The sequence below is a fragment of the Arthrobacter sp. 05L421 genome (genome assembly GCF_056397785.1).
This window is the reverse complement of sequence record NZ_JBFTOC010000001.1, coordinates 321,834-339,335: the sequence shown is the minus strand read 5'-3', so window position 1 is coordinate 339,335 and position 17,502 is coordinate 321,834. Positions and strand designations below refer to the sequence as shown.

General features: G+C 64.7%; 18 protein-coding genes. 7 read left to right on the top strand and 11 right to left on the bottom strand.

The window, feature by feature from the left end:
• Positions 1–62: 62 nt before the first annotated feature.
• The 9 genes from AC1DKQ_RS01480 to AC1DKQ_RS01440 all read right to left on the bottom strand — a co-directional run bounded on the left by AC1DKQ_RS01480 (position 63) and on the right by AC1DKQ_RS01440 (position 8,601).
• Positions 63–1,526, bottom strand: coding sequence for a pilus assembly protein TadG-related protein (locus AC1DKQ_RS01480; RefSeq protein WP_476918019.1), 1,464 nt, complete (start codon positions 1,524–1,526; stop codon positions 63–65).
• Positions 1,514–1,969, bottom strand: coding sequence for a TadE/TadG family type IV pilus assembly protein (locus AC1DKQ_RS01475; protein ID WP_476918175.1), 456 nt, complete (start codon positions 1,967–1,969; stop codon positions 1,514–1,516). Before AC1DKQ_RS01475 ends, AC1DKQ_RS01480 begins: the two co-directional genes overlap by 13 nt.
• An 81-nt stretch (positions 1,970–2,050) precedes the next feature.
• Complete coding sequence (locus AC1DKQ_RS01470; protein ID WP_476918018.1) at positions 2,051–2,932, bottom strand: type II secretion system F family protein; 882 nt, start codon at positions 2,930–2,932, stop codon at positions 2,051–2,053.
• A 13-nt stretch (positions 2,933–2,945) separates the two neighbouring features.
• The gene (locus tag AC1DKQ_RS01465; protein ID WP_476918174.1) at positions 2,946–3,890 is read right to left on the bottom strand and encodes a type II secretion system F family protein; all 945 of its coding nucleotides are present in this window, start codon (positions 3,888–3,890) and stop codon (positions 2,946–2,948) included.
• A gap of 5 nt (positions 3,891–3,895) precedes the next feature.
• Entirely contained in the window at positions 3,896–5,344 is a 1,449-nt protein-coding gene (locus AC1DKQ_RS01460) for a CpaF family protein (RefSeq protein ID WP_476918017.1), read from the bottom strand.
• On the bottom strand, positions 5,341–6,534 hold the full coding sequence (locus AC1DKQ_RS01455) for a CpaE/TadZ family protein (RefSeq protein ID WP_476918016.1): 1,194 nt from the start codon (positions 6,532–6,534) through the stop codon (positions 5,341–5,343). Before AC1DKQ_RS01455 ends, AC1DKQ_RS01460 begins: the two co-directional genes overlap by 4 nt.
• Positions 6,531–7,259, bottom strand: coding sequence for a Flp pilus assembly protein CpaB (cpaB, locus tag AC1DKQ_RS01450; protein ID WP_476918015.1), 729 nt, complete (start codon positions 7,257–7,259; stop codon positions 6,531–6,533). The genes AC1DKQ_RS01455 and cpaB overlap by 4 nt, the downstream gene beginning before the upstream one ends.
• A gap of 149 nt (positions 7,260–7,408) precedes the next feature.
• Complete coding sequence (locus tag AC1DKQ_RS01445; RefSeq protein WP_476918014.1) at positions 7,409–7,630, bottom strand: Flp family type IVb pilin; 222 nt, start codon at positions 7,628–7,630, stop codon at positions 7,409–7,411.
• Between the two features lie 269 nt (positions 7,631–7,899).
• Positions 7,900–8,601 (bottom strand): prepilin peptidase, encoded by a 702-nt coding sequence (locus tag AC1DKQ_RS01440; protein ID WP_476918013.1) that lies wholly within the window; start codon positions 8,599–8,601, stop codon positions 7,900–7,902.
• A gap of 321 nt (positions 8,602–8,922) precedes the next feature.
• On the opposite strand from AC1DKQ_RS01440, the gene rplM reads away from it, so the two are divergent.
• The 3 genes from rplM to glmM all read left to right on the top strand — a co-directional run bounded on the left by rplM (position 8,923) and on the right by glmM (position 11,472).
• Positions 8,923–9,366, top strand: a complete 444-nt coding sequence (rplM, locus tag AC1DKQ_RS01435; protein ID WP_015937805.1) for a 50S ribosomal protein L13 — start codon at positions 8,923–8,925, stop codon at positions 9,364–9,366.
• A gap of 38 nt (positions 9,367–9,404) precedes the next feature.
• A complete protein-coding gene (rpsI, locus tag AC1DKQ_RS01430) occupies positions 9,405–9,911 on the top strand; it encodes a 30S ribosomal protein S9 (RefSeq protein WP_226760362.1) in 507 nt (168 codons plus the stop codon).
• A 199-nt stretch (positions 9,912–10,110) separates the two neighbouring features.
• Positions 10,111–11,472: a phosphoglucosamine mutase gene (gene glmM, locus AC1DKQ_RS01425; protein WP_476918012.1), complete on the top strand. Its 1,362-nt coding sequence runs from the start codon at positions 10,111–10,113 to the stop codon at positions 11,470–11,472.
• Between the two features lie 45 nt (positions 11,473–11,517).
• Here glmM and AC1DKQ_RS01420 read toward each other — a convergent pair whose 3' ends face one another.
• Positions 11,518–12,087, bottom strand: coding sequence for a M15 family metallopeptidase (locus tag AC1DKQ_RS01420; protein ID WP_476918011.1), 570 nt, complete (start codon positions 12,085–12,087; stop codon positions 11,518–11,520).
• Between AC1DKQ_RS01420 and AC1DKQ_RS01415 the strand changes: the two genes are divergently transcribed.
• Positions 12,077–12,439: a hypothetical protein gene (locus AC1DKQ_RS01415; RefSeq protein ID WP_476918010.1), complete on the top strand. Its 363-nt coding sequence runs from the start codon at positions 12,077–12,079 to the stop codon at positions 12,437–12,439. The genes AC1DKQ_RS01420 and AC1DKQ_RS01415 overlap by 11 nt on opposite strands.
• 10 nt (positions 12,440–12,449) lie before the next feature.
• Here the strand turns inward: AC1DKQ_RS01415 and coaA are convergent, their stop codons facing one another.
• Positions 12,450–13,415, bottom strand: coding sequence for a type I pantothenate kinase (gene coaA, locus AC1DKQ_RS01410; RefSeq protein ID WP_377985309.1), 966 nt, complete (start codon positions 13,413–13,415; stop codon positions 12,450–12,452).
• A 145-nt stretch (positions 13,416–13,560) separates the two neighbouring features.
• On the opposite strand from coaA, the gene glmS reads away from it, so the two are divergent.
• From glmS to AC1DKQ_RS01395, 3 genes are all read left to right on the top strand, one after another.
• Positions 13,561–15,453 carry a glutamine--fructose-6-phosphate transaminase (isomerizing) gene (glmS, locus tag AC1DKQ_RS01405; protein WP_476918009.1) on the top strand — a complete coding sequence of 631 codons (1,893 nt, stop codon included), beginning with the start codon at positions 13,561–13,563 and terminating at the stop codon, positions 15,451–15,453.
• 4 nt (positions 15,454–15,457) lie between these two features.
• Entirely contained in the window at positions 15,458–15,805 is a 348-nt protein-coding gene (locus AC1DKQ_RS01400) for a holo-ACP synthase (RefSeq protein ID WP_277526245.1), read from the top strand.
• A gap of 69 nt (positions 15,806–15,874) precedes the next feature.
• A complete protein-coding gene (locus AC1DKQ_RS01395; protein WP_476918008.1) occupies positions 15,875–17,413 on the top strand; it encodes an NAD(P)H-hydrate epimerase in 1,539 nt (512 codons plus the stop codon).
• Positions 17,414–17,502: the final 89 nt, after the last annotated feature.

Below are 17,502 nucleotides of genomic sequence, written 5' to 3'. Positions count from 1 at the left end.
CCAAGGGGGTCCGGTTTCTGGGTGTCCTACGGCCGGCGGTTCCGTGCACGCCGGCCGATCAGTCAGCTCGGTATACGTATCAGTCGGGAGTTGGAGCTGATCGCATTGATCGCCGAAACAAAGATCGGACCGAGGTCCGCTCCGTTTGAGGCGCAGAAGAAATAATCTCCGTCGGAGTTCTCCGCAGCCGCTAGGGCCGGCGTCGAACAATCGTTGCTGGCGGTGCTTGGGACTCCCGGGGACTTCTCGGAGGCAGCAGCAGCGAGAACGTCGCGCACAAAGGTTGGGCTGCCACCGCACCGGGCGGACGTTGCTGCGTTGTACGCGACAGTGACGATCAGGATGTTCTTAAACTTTGCGTCGGCGGCAACTGCCTTCAGATTGTCGCAGGCAAACGCTCCGTTCGAGTTCGTGATGTCGCCAGAGGCGTCCACCGAGGTAACTCCTCCGATGCCGGTCTCGTTCGGTTGACCATCGGTCTCCAAGACAATGGCTTTACGGGGTGTTCCTGCCCGGGCTGGCAGGCTCCCGAGGTTGTTGGCGTCCAGTCCAAGCAGATATCGAGCTGCGGCCTTCACGGGTGAGGCCAGGTAGGTGCCGCTGCCCGAGTGCGCCAGGCATTGCACACCCTTGACGAGTGCGCTGCCGTTGTTGAGCGCGGCCGGTGTGCCTGTGGTGGTGTAGTCGTTGGAGAATGGGACGGGAATCCATGGGCCACTCGTGGCCGAACCCGAAGGGTTAGTGTTGCAGCCGGTGGTGGGGCTGCTACGACCGATGGTGCCCAAGGCTACGTACTGTTGGTCCTTGGTCATAGTCTTTAGCGTGGTCTGAATGGCGGTTCTCATACTGGCAAGGTCAGTGTCGCTCATACTGCCCGTCCGGTCTGCCACCAGTGCGACGTCCATGGGGTTCGGTGTCTGGGATCCGCAGGAACCCTTGCACGCGTCCGAGGCCAGTGAGCCGGTGTTGCCGCTATTAATCCCGATCACGGGCGCGAAGTTGAATGCGACGTCCTTGTCGTCGGTCGCTGTGATCGAATTACAGGAGTTGCTACCCCCCGGGATACAGGGGATTGCGCAGATGGTTTCGCTGCATCTGGCGCCGGCGATTGTTCCGGGATTGCAGACGCTCGGAATCTGACTGGTGACCACAGTCCGGCCCGCACCTGTTGACGCCACCACGCACCAGAAGGTGACCGCGGGCGCCGCTGCCGGGTCGTTGGCTCGGGCGAATGATGCCGCTGCGTTGCGGGCAGCCACCGGGTCGCCGGGGAGGTATGACGCACCAGCCAGCGCGGCGGCGTCCAGCGCGTTGCTCAGGTGCTGGCGCTCATAGACTAACCGGCCGACGTCGAGCGCCATCGCAAGGGCCCCGAATAGCACTGGAACCATCAAGGCGAAGATGACGGCCGCCGCCCCGCGCTGCCGGGATGCCTTATCGCGTTTCTTCCTGTCGTTCCCCTGATCCTGGTTACTACGGACGCGACGTAGCCGCTTCAGGAACGATCCTGATGTCAAGGAGTGCATGATCCTCCGGTCCAACGCTGTGCGCCCGCGGCAACAGCCGCCGGGCTTTCCATTTTCATGACGGCTTTTGCTTCGAACACGCCGCCGAGTACCCACGAATAGAATCCGGTCAGCGACGACTGGGGATAGCGCAAGCAGACGACCATAAGCCCGGGAGCCCCAGCCGAGGTGTCGACGGCGAATCGGACCTGGAGTTGGCTGCTTTCAAGCGAACCCCGTGCGCGGTTGGCGGACGCAATGACGTCACCCTGCGTCACGCCCTGCCGCGCGCTTTCGCGCGCCGCTCCCTGCAGGCTAACGGTCTGCCCGAGGGCCGTCCCAAAGTCGATCACTCCGAGAAGCATGGAAAGGAGCAGGGGGAGCACCAAAGCAAATTCAACAGCCGTCGCACCGCGCTGCCGGCCATCCCGAACCGTTCGGCGTCCTGTCCTGGACCTAAACATCTGTTGCTCCTTCAATCTGGTTGATTTCTACCCACTCCAGCGAGGTGGGGGATGAATTGCATGCCGGCTTAGCTGCTTTCGCTACCGGCCCGAAAATGTAGCGATTGCGTTGATGACGGCGGGGCCGAGAATGACGATAAACAGCGGTGGAAAAATAAAGAGAAGCAATGGGAATACGACAGCCACTGGAAGCTTCATTGCTTTTTCCTCTGCCCGAAGACGTCGTTTAATTCGCATCTGGTCCGCTTGGGGTTTCAGGACCCGGGCGACAGAAAGGCCCTGCACATCGGCTTGGATGACAGCCCCCACGAAACTCTTCAACTCCGCTACCGTGGACCGTGCCGCCATGGCCTTGTAAGCCTCACGGCGGGTTCTGCCGGCCTGGATGTCCTGAAGGGTGCGCACCATCTCGTCCGCCAGCGGACCCTTCCCGCTTGTCCCCACGCGGGCCATAGCGGCTTCAAAACCCAGGCCGGCCTCGACCGAGATGAGCAATTGGTCCAAGACATTGGGCAGATCCAGCAGCAATCTCGCCTGGCGCTTTGTGCCGCTGTTGTAGACCAGGAGGTCCGGGAGGAAGTAACAAGCTGCCGTGAGGCACACTGACAACAGACCCGCCTGCGGACTTTTTGTTCCGCCGAAAAGGAGCGCCAACAGAACCCCGCCAAGGGCCGCCAGTGGTTTCAGGCTCAGGAGGCGGTCCAACGGCATTGAGGCCGGCCGGCCCGCATTCCCGAGCATCCGGTCCAAGTGGGACACATAGGCTGCGGGTGTCAGCCTGCGGGCAAGAAGCAGCAGCCAGTGAGGGCCGGCCGGGGAGGCACCTGCCTGCGGGGCGGACGCGGCAGCCAGCCTCGATTGGATCAAGCGGCCAGAAGCCCTGTCGACGCCGATAAGGGACCAGGTGAAGTAGGCCAAAGGAAGAATGATGCTGGCTATCAGCAGCCAGACTGTGGGGGTCATGTGCTCAGCTCCTTTAGAATTCGATCTTGACCATGCGGCTGATCCAGAAGGAGCCGATGGCCATCATGACCACGCTGGCTGTGATGAGGACCCAGCCCAGCACCGTGGTTGTCAGGACCGACATGTATCCCGGATTGACGAGATTGATGAAGATTGCGACAACGAACGGCAGCGCAATCAGGATGTATGCCGAGAACTTTCCTTCTGCCGCCAAGGCGCGGACCTGGCCCTTGATCTGAGCCCTCTCGCGGACGGTCTCCGCAACATGGTCGAGCACCCCGGCCAAGTCGCCGCCAACTTCACGGTTGATCTCTATCGCCTGGCTGAGCCATTCGAAGTCCTCGCATTGCATCTTCCGGCCCACCTCGGCCATCGATTCCGAAACCGGCCGGCCGACTCTGGCCTCGTTGACGATCCTGGCGAGTTCCTCTCCCATCGGAGCCGGCATCTCGGCGCTGGCCGTGTGCATGCTCTGGGCGATGCTGTGGCCGGCCCGCAGGCTGCCGGAGAGAGACATGAGCATGTCGCTGAGCTGGCCCTCGAAGGCGGCGCGGCGGCGGCCCGTTTTGAAGGACAGCAGCGCCTTAGCGCCCACCGGACCGATGGCCGCGAACAGGACGGTGAGAAGCCATCCCTGCAGCACGTGGCCTGCCAGGCCCAGAATGAAGGAGGCAACCAAGATCAGGACGATGAATTCGGAGGGCTGGAGTTTCAGGCCCGCCTCGCCGAGTGCATCGCGGCCGAAGGGGCCGCTGCTTTTGTGCCCGACGCGACGCTCCACGGCCGCGACCGTGACGCCGCTTAGCTTCGAAATCATCGAGGAGTTGGACTCCGCCGGCGGCCTCCTCCGGTCGACGTGGATGTCCGTGTACCGGGGACGGAACGCGACAAAAAGGGCGAGGGCCAAGGCAGCCAGAATGAGTACGGTCCCAGCCAGCAAAGCGTAGTCGTGGATCATGGTGCTCACCGTCCCGACCTGGTGGAGGCCGGGATGAAGATTTCGCCGGGGACACTGATTCCCAGGTCGGCGAACCGTTCGACGAAGCGCGGGCGGACACCCGTGGGAACAGGCTTGCCGATGAACCGACCATCCTGGTCGACGCCCGCCGCGTAGTCGAAAACGAAAGCGTCCTGAAGAGTCACCACATCGCCTTCCATGCCGAGGACCTCGGTGATGTGGGTGACCCTTCGGGTGCCGTCCTTCAGCCTGCTCAGCTGGACGATCAGATGGACTGCGCTGGCGATTTGTTCGCGGATGGCCCGCAGCGGAAGATCCATCCCTGCCATAAGCACCAGGGTCTCCATGCGGGCTACGGCATCCCGGGGGGAGTTCGAGTGCACGGTGGAGATGGATCCGTCATGGCCGGTGTTCATGGCCTGGAGCATGTCCAGGGCTTCCCCGCCCCGGACTTCGCCAACCACGATCCTGTCCGGCCTCATGCGCAGGGAGTTCCGGACGAGGTCGCGGATGCCGACGGCGCCGCGGCCTTCGATGTTCTCAGGGCGGCTTTCCAAACGGACCACGTGCTCCTGCTGCAGTTGCAGTTCCACGGCGTCTTCAATGGTGACGATGCGTTCGTCGTCGGGAATGAACGAGGAGAGAACGTTGAGCAGTGTGGTCTTTCCCGTGCCGGTACCACCGGAGACGATGATGTTCAGGCGTGCCTCTACACAGGCGTGGAGCAGCTGCGCCATGGCCGGTGAGAGGGAGTCGAACTTGATCAGGTCCTCGACGGTCAGTGGTACAGCGGAGAACTTTCGGATCGTCAAGGACGGGCCGTCCACGGCGAGGGGCGGGATGACAGCATTGACTCGGGAACCGTCCTGCAGCCTGGCGTCAACCAGCGGCGAGGACTCGTCGATGCGGCGTCCCACCCGCGAGACAATTCTTTCGATGACTCTGCGCAGGTGGGCATCCGAACTAAACGTTGTCCCGGTCAAGTGCAGCCGGCCGCCGCGTTCCACGTAGATGCGGTCAGCGCCGTTGACCATGATTTCGGAGACCAGCGGGTCGTCAAGAAGCCGCTGCAGCGGCCCCAGGCCCAAGACCTCGTCCACGATCTCCCGGATGAGACGCCGTCTTTCTTCCGGTGTCAGGGGGACCTGCTCGTCTTCGATAAAGGAGCCAAGGGCCTCGCGCACCATGCGGCGCACGTCGCCTTCGTCGAGGCTGCTGTCAGTGATGCGATTGCCCAGGCGGGCTGTCAGCTCTTCGGCCGCGCGCTTCTTGATCCCAGCCAGGGCGTCCGAGGACGCGGTTTGCGGTGCCACGGCTAGGGTTCCGAGCAGATTGTTGCCGGCGGGTTCGGCCGCCTCAAGCACTGGAACCATGGCGATACCGGGCGCATGGTCCGGCCGGGCGTGGCCTTCCGTGGCCATCCGGGCGGCTTCAAGTCGGTCAACGAGACTCATGGCTTTTCGCCCCTTCGGTTCGGACGATTGCTGGCGGGTGAGGACGCGTTCTGCCCGAAAAGCGCAATAAGGCTTCTCAACCCTTTCAGGGCAGGATCCCGACGGTTGTCCTGGATCAGCGGGACGCCGGCATTCGTTGAAAACGGCAAAGTGCGGGACCACGGCAGGATGATGTCCACCGGCAGGCCAACCGTGGCTTCAACGTCCTGGACGGTTAGTCCGCTGCGCTTGTCGGCGAAGTTGAGGACAACCGTGTTGGACGGAGGCATGAGGTCCAGTTGTCGCAGCACGTCCAGTCCGTGGTTGAGGCCACGGATGCTGGGAATGTCCATACCGCAAACCCAGACGCCGTCTGTAGCCAATTCCAGGACCGCCAGTACCTCTTCCCCGAGACCTGGCGATGTATCCAAAATGACGAACGGGAACTCCAGCGAGAGCTGGTTGATCAGGGTCGTCACGTGGGCTGGCTTGATGAGGTCGGCATCTGCCGGCCGACGCGGGGCACACATGGCGTACGCCCCCGACGGATGCGGGCTGAGGAAAGCCTTGAGCACCATGGCATCACTTGACGCGGCACCCGAGACTGCGTCATTGATGGTGTACTGGGGCTCCAAGCCAAGCCCCGAGGCTACGTCGCCGAATTGAAGGTCGAGATCGACAATGACCGCCCCCATCGGTGCCAGTTTGGCCAGACCAACGGCCAAATTGGTGGCAACGGTGGTCTTCCCCACGCCTCCCTTCGGGGACATCACAGAGATCACACGCCCACGGACCCGTTTCTGGCTGGCATCATCGGAGGCAATCTGCTTGCGGCTCCTGGACGTTTCGGCAGCGTGTTCCAACGCTTCACGCATCCGTCCGGCTTCAGTATCCGGTGGCAGGACATCGCGGATGCCGGACCGCATGGCGGCCAGCGTGAGCTCGGGTGCCGCGACTGCCGCCAGCACGAGCACAATGTCCGGGAAAGCGTGCTCCAAGCTGGCCGCCAGGGTGAGCATCTGCTCCGACCGGACGTCCGGGCCGAATACCATCACATCGATGGCACCCCCCAAGTTTTGGGCCAGCAGATGGCCGGGGCTGCCGCCCGCTGCTTCGGAGGCAAGGACCTGGACGTTGTGGGTGTCGCCCAGGGCTGTGGCGAGATGGCGCTCGAACTCCGGGGATGAGGTCAGGACTAGGAAGCGGCTCATTGGAAGATCCCACTAGTGGTGACGGCTGTGCGCTGGCTTGCGGGTGTCTTCGCCGTCTGTTTGGTCAGCCAGATATTGCCTACGCGGGCACTGAGAATGATTTTGGCGGAGTCAGTGGAATTGCGGGCCAGGGTCACAAACGAGGAGCCGGTGGGAACAGCGGACGTTCCATCTGCCGTGTTTCCGCTGCTGGGCGGCGCCTGCTGGACTGCAGTCACCAAAACCTTGTCAAAGACCAGTTGAGTGCTCATGACTTGCGGAGCCGCAGGATCCCCTTGGGTGACGTAGAGTCCCACCAGGTCTCCGGCACGGAGGGTGCCGCCGACGACGCTTTCCGGCGGCAGGAGGATGGTGACTTCCTGCATGCCGGCGGGCACCTCTACTGCGCCCGGGGTGACACGCTGGGACGGGTCCACCAGCCGGCTTGCCAGCAACTGTTCGCCCGGTTCCAAGGCCACAGCCGTGACCTGACCTGTGATTCCGTCCAGCGAGGACAACGCACCGTCGGCCTTTGCCGCATCCGGAATGGACCGGAGCCGTACGTGCGAACGGAGCTCTTCCACCGTCGCGCCGGCCGGAACCGCTGAATCGACCACGACGACCTCGACGGGCTGGAGGGACTCTTGTGCCCGGCGGTCTGCATTCGACACATAATTCACCAACATCAGGGTGCCGGCGATCGCCAGGACTAGCGCAGCCAGCCCCGCGACTAAACGAGATTTCATGATTAATTCCTCACCTCTTGGTACAGCTCAAGATTGCGTGGACGCATATTGAAGCGTCAGGCTGGGCGCGGCTTGCCGTTGCCGAAACAACCCTGCCGGCTGCCCGGTATGGCGGACAGCCGGCAGAGTGGCGACCATTGGGTGAGGAGTTAGGGCGTGACCTTGGTGGGAGTGCCGCCGATTTTGGTGGTCACGCCATTGAACACATCGACGAGGCCGTTACCGAAGGCGGCGACCGCGCCGATAATGACGACCGCGATCAGGGCCACCATAATTCCGTATTCAACGGCGGTGGCGCCCTTTTCTTCGTCCGTGAGGCGATTCTTGATTCCAGAGACAAAAGTGAGCATTGAGACCATGAGACCAGTCATTTTAATTTCCTTTTCCAGAGTTTGCGAATAGTGAACGAAGTTCCAGCAAATCCCCTTTGCCTATTTGCTGGAGCTTCGTTGGAACAACATTTGCATGGCCGCAAACGGCACGGCAATGAAGTTCGATACTCGACTTTTGGAAGGAAATTGGGGGCACCACCTGCCGCAAATGAGAGGTGTACTCAGTTTCCAAGTAGGGGCAGAGCCCGATTACTTGGTTTGATAAGCGGTCTTACTTAATTCGCGGCCCAGGTGAAGGCGGAGGCTACCTAGGGCAGCAGCAGGATGACGGCCAGGCCGGCCGCGAGCATCGAGGGCCCATAGGGGACTTCCTTCGGCTTGTTTTCGCGGTTTTTCAGCACGAGGACCACGGAGGCGAGGCCGCCTGCGACGAACCCCAGGGCGCCGCCGTAGAACAAGTGGGACCAGCCTAGGTAGCCCAAGTACAGGCCAAGTGGTGCCGCGAGCTTCACATCACCCATTCCGAGGCCGTTTCGGCTGGTCAGGGCCAGAAAGAGGTACAAAACGAACAATATTAAGGCGCCGGCCACCCCGCGTAGCAGGCTACCTGCCTCGCCAGACACCCCGGCCGCGGCCCCGAGCAGCGCAATTCCGGCCCCCAACAGCGGGAGGACCATCCGGTTGGGCAAAAGATGGTGCTGCAGGTCGATGCGCGCCAGCTGGACGCCGGCCACTGCCAGCAGGACGTACGCGGGGAGCTCGGGGGAGAGCCCGAAGCGCCAGGCCAACAGGGCGGACAGCGCGGAGGTGGCCGCCGCCGTCGTAATTCTCATGTGTACTGTCATGGGTCCGCCAAGGCGGGGGAGCGTACGCCGGATGAGGAGTTCGGCCAAAAAGGAGAGGCAAGCGCCCGCGAGAGCGACGCCGGCTATGAAGAGGATCCCGGTGAACGATCCGGCCGGCGGTGCAAGCAGCATGGAGATGGAGCCTGCTGTGGCGGGATCGGACACGGTTCCTCCAGGGATGCGACGGGCCGGCACGGGACAGTCTGTGGAACTAAGGGAGCAGACAGGATGCATCCGGACACCCCATTTTGACCCAAGAGGCCGTGGCAGGCTATTCTTGGTAGTCGTTGTGCGTGTCCTATCTCGATGGTGCGTGCCCGCTTGAGAATCCGGTTGCAGGATAGCTACTCAACGTGCACATTCGAGACCTAAGGATGACTGGTTACATAGAGCCCTCACCTCTGTTCCGGTAGCGCATAGATAGTAGGTGCACCGTAAGAGTGACGCCTAAAACAAGAACGCCAGAACAAGAACGAGGCAAACACCGTGCGTACGTACACCCCGAAGCCCGGCGATATCAACCGCCAGTGGCACGTCATTGACGCCACCGACGTTGTCCTTGGTCGTCTTGCCAGCCAGACCGCAATCCTGCTGCGCGGCAAGCACAAGGCCACCTTTGCGTCCCACATGGACATGGGCGACTTCGTCATCATCATCAACGCTGAAAAGGTTGCCCTTACCGGCGCCAAGCTGGAGCAGAAGCGCGCATACCGCCACTCCGGCTACCCGGGCGGCCTGACCTCCGTCAACTACGCGGAGCTGCTTGAGTCCAACCCGGTTCGCGCCGTGGAAAAGGCCATCAAGGGCATGCTCCCGAAGAACTCCCTCGCTGCACAGCAGCTGGGCAAGCTGAAGGTGTACCGCGGTGCAGAGCACCCCCACGCCGCCCAGCAGCCCAAGACTTTCGAAATCACCCAGGTCGCCCAGTAGTCCTGGCCACCAAACAACTTATCTATACAAGGAGAATCGTGGCTCAGAACGAAGAGACCACCGAGGCCGTTGTGGCTGAGGAAAACCTGACCAGCTACACCTCGGAGAGCGGTCCTGCAGAAGCAGAAGCGCCCAAGAAGGAACGCCCGGCACTGACCGTTGCCGGCGCTGCAGTTGGCCGTCGTAAGGAAGCCGTTGCACGCGTTCGCATCGTGCCCGGCACCGGCAAGTGGACCATCAACGGCCGCGAGCTGGCGAACTACTTCCCGAACAAGCTGCACCAGCAGGACGTCAACGAGCCCTTCAAGATCCTCGATCTTGACGGCGCTTACGACGTCATCGCCCGCATTCACGGTGGCGGCATCTCCGGCCAGGCCGGTGCCCTGCGCCTCGGCATCGCCCGTTCGCTGAACGAGATCGACACCGAGAACAACCGCGCCACCCTGAAGAAGGCCGGTTACCTGCGCCGTGACGCCCGCGTCATCGAGCGTAAGAAGGCCGGTCTCAAGAAGGCCCGTAAGGCTCAGCAGTACTCCAAGCGCTAAAAATGCGCCTACCCAATCGTCGGCCGCTGGCGCGACCGGCGATTGGGGCCCTCGGCGCTTTTTAGCGCTCGGGTCCAGAAGCGTTTATCTGCTTCCAAGCGTTTCTGGCGCTTGCACGAAAGCCCGTTCTGCCACTCGGCGGGGCGGGCTTTCGCCGTTAAAGCAGGACTTGCCCGGGCCATCGACTAAGCTTGGGTCGATGTCTAGATTATTTGGAACCGATGGAGTCCGGGGTTTGGCGAACGGGTTGCTCACCGCAGAGCTCGCGTTACAGCTAGCCCAGGCCGCCGCCGTCGTACTTGGCCATGACCGCAACACGACCGGGAAGCGGCCGATCGCCGTGGTTGCCCGCGACCCCCGGGCCAGTGGCGAGTTCATCGCGGCCGCCGTGGAGGCCGGCCTCTCAAGCTCGGGAATCGATGTCTACGACGCCGGCGTGCTCCCCACCCCGGCTGCCGCCTACCTCGTGGCCGACCTCGACGCCGACTTCGGCGTCATGATCTCCGCCTCCCATAACCCCGCGCCGGACAACGGCATCAAATTCTTCGCCCGTGGCGGCCAGAAGCTGCCCGACGACGTCGAGGACACCATCGAAGTACAGCTCGGCAAGGAGCCCTTCCGGCCCGTCGGTGCTGAGGTGGGCCGGATCCAGCGCTTCTCCGACGCCGAGGACCGCTACATCGTGCACCTGCTCGGCACGCTTCCGCACCGACTCGACGGATTGAAAGTAGTGCTCGACTGCGCCCACGGCGCAGCCAGCGGCTGTTCCCCGCAGGTGTTCAAGGACGCCGGCGCCGACGTGATCGTCATTGGCGCCGAGCCGGACGGACTCAACATCAACGAAGGGGTCGGCTCCACTCACCTCGGCCCGCTCAAGCGCGCCGTCCTGGACCACGGGGCGGACCTCGGCATCGCCCACGACGGCGACGCCGACCGTTGCCTTGCCGTGGACCACGAAGGCAACGAGGTCGATGGTGACCAGATCATGGCCATCCTGGCCGTCGCCCTCAAGGCCTCCGGAAAGCTCAAGGACGATGTCCTTGTGGCCACCGTCATGAGCAACCTCGGCCTGAAGCTCGCCCTGCGCGACGCCGGGATCAGCCTGCGCGAAACCGGCGTGGGGGACCGCTACGTCCTCGAAGAAATGCGCAACGGCGGCTTCAACCTTGGCGGCGAGCAGTCCGGGCACGTGATTTTCGCCGACCACGCCACCACCGGCGACGGCGTGCTGACTGGCCTGCAGATTGCAGCCCAAGTGGCCCTCACCGGGCGCCCGCTCAAGGAGCTGTCCATGGTGATGACCAAGCTGCCCCAGGTCCTCATCAACGTCAAAGGCGTGGACCGTACCCGGGTCAAGGGCGATGAAGCTGTGGCCGCCGCCGTGTCGGTCGCCGAATCTGAACTCGGCGACACCGGCCGCGTCCTGTTGCGTCCCTCTGGCACCGAACCGGTGGTGCGGGTGATGGTGGAGGCCGCAGACCACGAAACCGCTCTGGGCGTCGCCGAGCGGCTGGCCCAAGTGGTCCGGACCGAATTGGCCCTCGAGCTCGTCCCGGAGTAGCCGGCCTGTAACAGTTCCGTCGGCCCGTTGTGGCCGTTGTCGCCCTTACCGGTAGGCGGGGGCGGCCTCCAGGCCGAAGTACTGTTCCAGCGTGCCGATCCCGCGGGCGGACATGTCCGTCGCCGCCTGGGTACCGATGAAGCGCAGATGCCATGGCTCGTAGAAGTAGCCGGTGATTGGGTGCAGCATCCACGGGTAGCGGATCACGAAGCCGAAGCGGTGGGCGTTCGCCTTGGCCCAGATTGCCGCCGGCCGGTCCTTGAACTGTGGGGTGAAGGCGTCTGCGCCGCTGCCATCGCCGATGTCGAAGGCCCAGCCCGTCTGGTGTTCGGAGTAGCCGGGCCGGGCGGAAGCGGTGTCCGCCTCGGCCCGTCCCCGGGTATTGACGTAACTGCCGTAGGTTGCCGTCTGCGTGGCGAACGAACGGTAACCACTGGCCAGCGTGATGATGACGCCCTCCGCTGCCGCCGCAGCAAACATCTTCTCCGCTGCGGCCGCCGTCGTGCTGTTCAGTAGTGCCGCCTCGCCCGAGGTAGCCAGCCGCACGGCCGGCCGGACCAGATCCGGCGGCACAAAGTTGGCAGGGGAGAGGGGCCGGTGCTTGTTGACGATCACCCACGGGCTGGTGGGGTCCGTCAGTGAATGCTGCCGCCCCGGCGCGGTGGCCGACGGAGGGTGTGCCGCGGCCGACGGCGGGACGGCCGACGGCGTCGCGGGCGTCGGCGTCGCCGACGGGGTGCTCGCGGGCGAGCCCGACGGCGCGGCTGTGGCGGTCGGCGTCGCACTGCTCGGGTTCAGGCCGGGAGATAACCCCGGTGTGCCTGACGGCGTGGGGGACTGGTCCGGGGTGCAGGCGGACAGCGCCGCGAGGCCGGTGGCCGCCAGCAGGAGGCGGCTGAAGGCCCGCCGGCTCGGCGAATCCGGGCCGGCCGACTGCCGCCCTAACACCCGGTCCGCGTCGTCGTAGCACATCTGTGCTAGACCTTCCTCAGCAGCATCCGGCGGATGGAGTGGTCGGCGTCCTTGGTCAGGACCAGTTGCGCGCGGCCCCGGGTGGGGAGGACGTTTTCCTCGAGGTTGGGCTCGTTGATGCGCTTCCAGATCTCGCGCGCGGTCTCTTCGGCCTCGGCATCGGAGAGGGTCGCATAGCGGTGGAAGTACGATTCCGGCTGGGCAAAGGCCGTGGTCCGCAGTTTGCGGAACCGGTCCACGTACCATTCCTCGATATACGAGGTCTTCGCGTCGACGTAGATGGAGAAGTCGAAGAAGTCACTCAGGGCCAGGCCCTGCCGGCCGTCCTGCCGCGGCCGGGCCGGCGCCAGGACGTTCAGTCCCTCGACAATCAGCACGTCCGGCCGGCGGACCACCACTTCCTTGCCGGGGACGATGTCGTAGGTGACGTGGGAATACCAGGGGGCACGGACTTCCTCGGCGCCGCCTTTGATCTCGCTCACGAAGCGCAGCAGGGCCCGGCGGTCGTACGACTCCGGAAACCCCTTGCGCTCCAGCAGTTGCCGGCGCTTGAGCTCAGCGAGCGGGTAGAGGAATCCATCCGTGGTGATGAGCTCCACGTTGGGGGTGCCCGGCCAGCGGCGAAGCATTTCCCGCAAGACGCGGGCGATGGTGGACTTGCCCACGGCCACCGAACCGGCCACGCCGATCACGAACGGCGTGCGCTGGGTGGTTTCGCCGAGGAAGGTGGTGGTGGCTGAGTGGAGTTGGCCGGCGGCTTCCACATAAAGGTGCAGGAGCCGGGACAGCGGCAGATAGACCTCGCGCACTTCCTTGATGTCGAGGGGGTCCCCGAGGCCGCGAAGGCGGAACACATCCTCTTCATTGAGGGGCTGCTCCATCTGGGCAGCGAGCCGGGACCAGGTCTGCCGGTCCAGCTCCACGAACGGCGAGACACCTTCCCCGTTCGCTTCATTGCGTTGCAAAGTCACCCTAGAGATTCTGCCCTCCACAGCGCCGAGAGCGAAATGGACTGGCGGTGAGAGCCGGGGCAGGGCCCTTTACGGCCCCGCGCCGGGGCGTTCACGCGCCGCTGTCCCACGTCCTCCCTCCCGGAAACCCGCTAGGCTTATGACCATGTGTGGAATCGTTGGATATGTGGGCCACTCAGATGGCCGGGTAAATGCTGGACACAATGCCTTGGACGTTGTCCTTGAAGGATTGCGGCGCTTGGAGTACCGGGGCTACGACTCCGCGGGTATTGCGGTGGTTGCCGACGGCACCATTTCTTCCCGGAAGAAGTCGGGCAAACTGAGCAACCTCATCACGGAGCTGGACACCCGCCCGCTGCCGGAATCCCTGACGGGAATCGGCCACACGCGCTGGGCCACGCACGGCGGCCCGACGGACCAGAACGCGCACCCGCACCTGTCCGACGGCGGCAAGCTGGCCCTGATCCACAACGGCATCATCGAGAATTTCGCCGAGCTCAAGCTGGAACTCGTGGGCAAGGGCGTCACCTTCGAATCCGAGACCGACACGGAAGTAGCTGCTGCCCTGCTCGGGGACATCTACCGGAATCAGCTGGGCGGTGACGTCACCAATGGCGGCCTCACCCTGGCCATGCAGCTTGCCTGCCAGCGGCTCGAAGGAGCGTTCACGCTCCTCGCCGTTCATGCCGACCAGCCTGACGTGGTGGTCGCGGCCCGCCGGAACTCCCCGCTCGTCGTCGGCCTCGGCGACGGCGAGAACTTCCTCGGTTCCGACGTCTCCGGCTTTATCGACTACACCCGGCGCGCCGTGGAACTCGGCCAGGACCAGATCGTCACGATCACCGCGGACGCCGTGGAGATCACCGACTTCTACGGTGCCCCCGCCGAGGGCAAGGAATACCACGTCAACTGGGACCCTGCCTCCGCGGAGAAGGGCGGCTTCCCGTCCTTCATGGAAAAGGAAATCCACGACCAGCCGGACGCCGTGCTGCAGACCCTGCTGGGCCGCTCCGACATCCACGGCAAGCTGACCCTTGATGAGCTCCGCGTTGATCCGCAGCTGCTCAAGAACGTCGACAAGATCATCGTCCTGGCGTGCGGCACCTCCGCCTATGCCGGCCAGGTTGCGAAATACGCCATTGAGCACTGGTGCCGGATCCCCACCGAGGTCGAACTCTCGCACGAATTCCGCTACCGGGATCCGATCGTGGATGAGAACACGCTGATTGTCTCGATCTCCCAGTCCGGCGAGACCATGGACACCCTCATGGCGGTCCGCTACGCCAAGGAACAGGGCGCCAAGACGGTTTCCATCTGCAACACCAACGGGTCCACCATCCCGCGGGAATCGGACGCCGTGCTGTATACGCACGCCGGACCCGAGATTGCCGTGGCCTCCACCAAGGCGTTCTTGGCCCAGATCACGGCCGCCTACCTGCTGGGCCTTTATTTGGCACAGCTGCGCGGCAACAAGTTCCAGGGCGAGATCAAGGACATCCTGGCCGACCTGGGCAAGATTCCGGCCAAGATCCAGCGCATCCTCGACAACGAGGACCAGATCAAGGAACTCGGCCGGTCCATGGCCGAGGCCAAGTCCGTGCTGTTCCTGGGCCGCCACGTCGGCTTCCCGGTGGCGATGGAAGGTGCGCTCAAGCTCAAGGAGCTCGCGTACATCCACGCCGAGGGCTTCGCCGCCGGCGAGCTCAAGCACGGCCCGATCGCCCTCATAGAGGAAGGCCAGCCCGTCTTCGTGGTGGTCCCGTCCCCGCGCGGCCGCGACTCGCTGCACGCCAAGGTGGTCTCCAACATCCAGGAAGTCCGCGCCCGTGGCGCCCGGACCATCGTGATCGCGGAGGAAGGGGACGAGGCCGTCAAGGCGTACGCCGAGCACGTCTTCTACATCCCGGAGACTCCCACGCTCCTGGCGCCGCTGCTCGCAACGGTTCCGCTGCAGATCTTCGCCCTCGCACTCGCCTCGGCCAAGGGGTATGACGTGGATCAGCCGCGCAACCTGGCCAAGAGCGTGACCGTAGAATAACGCCATGATTGTTGGCATAGGCGTAGACGTCGTAGACATTGAGCGGTTCGGGCGCCAGCTCGAGCGCACCCCCGGCCTGCGCGACAGGCTGTTCGTCCCCGCCGAGCGGGAACTGAACACACGCTCCCTCGCCGCGCGGTTTGCGGCCAAGGAGGCCGTGGCTAAGGTGCTGGGGGCTCCGGCCGGCATGAACTGGCAGGACTGCTGGATCGGGCTGGACCAGAACGGTCCCACCATCCAGGTCAAAGGCACCGTGCTGGCTGTGGCGGAGTCTAAGGGCGTAAAGCGCTGGCACTTGTCCATGAGCCACGACGGCGGGATCGCCACCGCGACAGTTGTCGCCGAAGGCTGAGAGAGCCGTTCAGGCCGAGCCGGCCTGAGCGCGAGGCATTCCCCCAGCGACCGCGAATGGACTGAAACCATGATCAGCGCCTACACCGGAACCCAGGTACGAGAAGCCGAGAAGCCATTTCTCGACGACACCTTGGGCTCCGGTGCGGGCGCTGTTCTCATGCAGCGGGCCGCCTACGGCCTCGCCAACGCCATCATTGGCGCCCTGCGCGGCCGCGGGCAGCGGCTGTACGGTTCCAGCGTGGCCGTGCTGGCCGGCAAGGGCAACAACGGCGGGGACGGGCTATTCGCCGCCGCGCTGCTGGCCCGCCGCGGCATGCGGACGATGGCGGTGCTCACAGCCGGCGCGGCCCACGACGCCGGGCTGGCGGCGTTCCGGAAAGCGGGCGGGCACGCCGTGGTCCTTACGGGGGACAACGTGGCCGAGCTCGTCGCGATGGCCGGCGGTGCCGACGTCGTGATTGACGCAATCCTCGGGACCGGGGCCCAGGGCGGGCTGCGGGGACCGGCGGCCGGGCTGGTCGCGGCCCTGGAGCGCACCCGGCCGGGCTCCCGTTTCCCCTTGGTCGTGGCCTGCGACATCCCCAGCGGCGTCGACGCGGACACGGGGGAGGCGCACACGCCGGTGCTGGCCGCTGACATGACGGTGACGTTTGGTGCCGCCAAGGCAGGCCTGCTGGCGGACCCCGGCGCCGACTTTACGGGCCGCGTGCAGGTCGTTCCGATCGGAATCGAAGGAGCGCTGCCATGGCCGGCCCTGCGACGGCTTGAGGCCGGGGACCTTTGCGCCCTCCTGCCACGCCCGGAGCGGCGGGCGCACAAGTACTCCAGGGGGGTGCTTGGCGTGGTCGCAGGCTCCCGCGCCTATCCCGGCGCCGCGGTGCTGGCCTGCAAGGGCGCCCTGGCCGCCGGCGTCGGCATGGTGCGTTACCTTGGGCCGCCGGACGTCGCCGACCTGGTCCGCCAGGCCTGCCCCGAGGTGGTGTGCGGCGACGGCGCCGTGGCCGACACGCACGTCCAGGCCTGGCTCGTTGGCTCCGGACTGGATGACTCCGATGTGCAGCAGTTGCAGCGCGCCCGCGACGCCGCAGACTCGGGCCTGCCGACGATCGCCGACGCCGGCGCATTGCCCGCCCTGCCTGACGTGCTGGCCCCGCAAGTGATCCTGACACCCCACGCCGGCGAACTGTCAGCCTTGCTTCAGCGCCTCGGGGCTGGATTGGACCGCTCCGAGGTAGAGGCATCCACGCTCAGCGCCGTGCGGCGGGCTGCGGGCCTGACCGAAGCCACAGTGCTGCTCAAGGGCGCCACGACCCTGGTGGCCTCCCCCTTCCAGGACTTCTTCAGCCAGGCCGAGGGCACGCCCTGGCTCGCCACGGCGGGCAGCGGCGACGTCCTGGCAGGAGTGATCGGTGCACTGCTGGCCCAGTTGGGTGCCGACGTCGGGCGCTTCGGTGGGCATGGCATTGATCCCGACGCCAGATGGGCCGCGATCGCGGCGATGGCGGCCAGCGTCCACGGCCTCGCCGGAGTCCGGGCTTCCCGCGGGGGGCCGGTGACAGCAACGGCCATCGCCCATGCCGTTCCGGAGGTGATGCGCGAACTGTAATAAACGGACGCGCTCAGTGCGCCCGGACAAATGCTAATCCTACTTACCAGTAGTCTGTCTAGAGAATAATTCGTCACGCACGAGGAGTA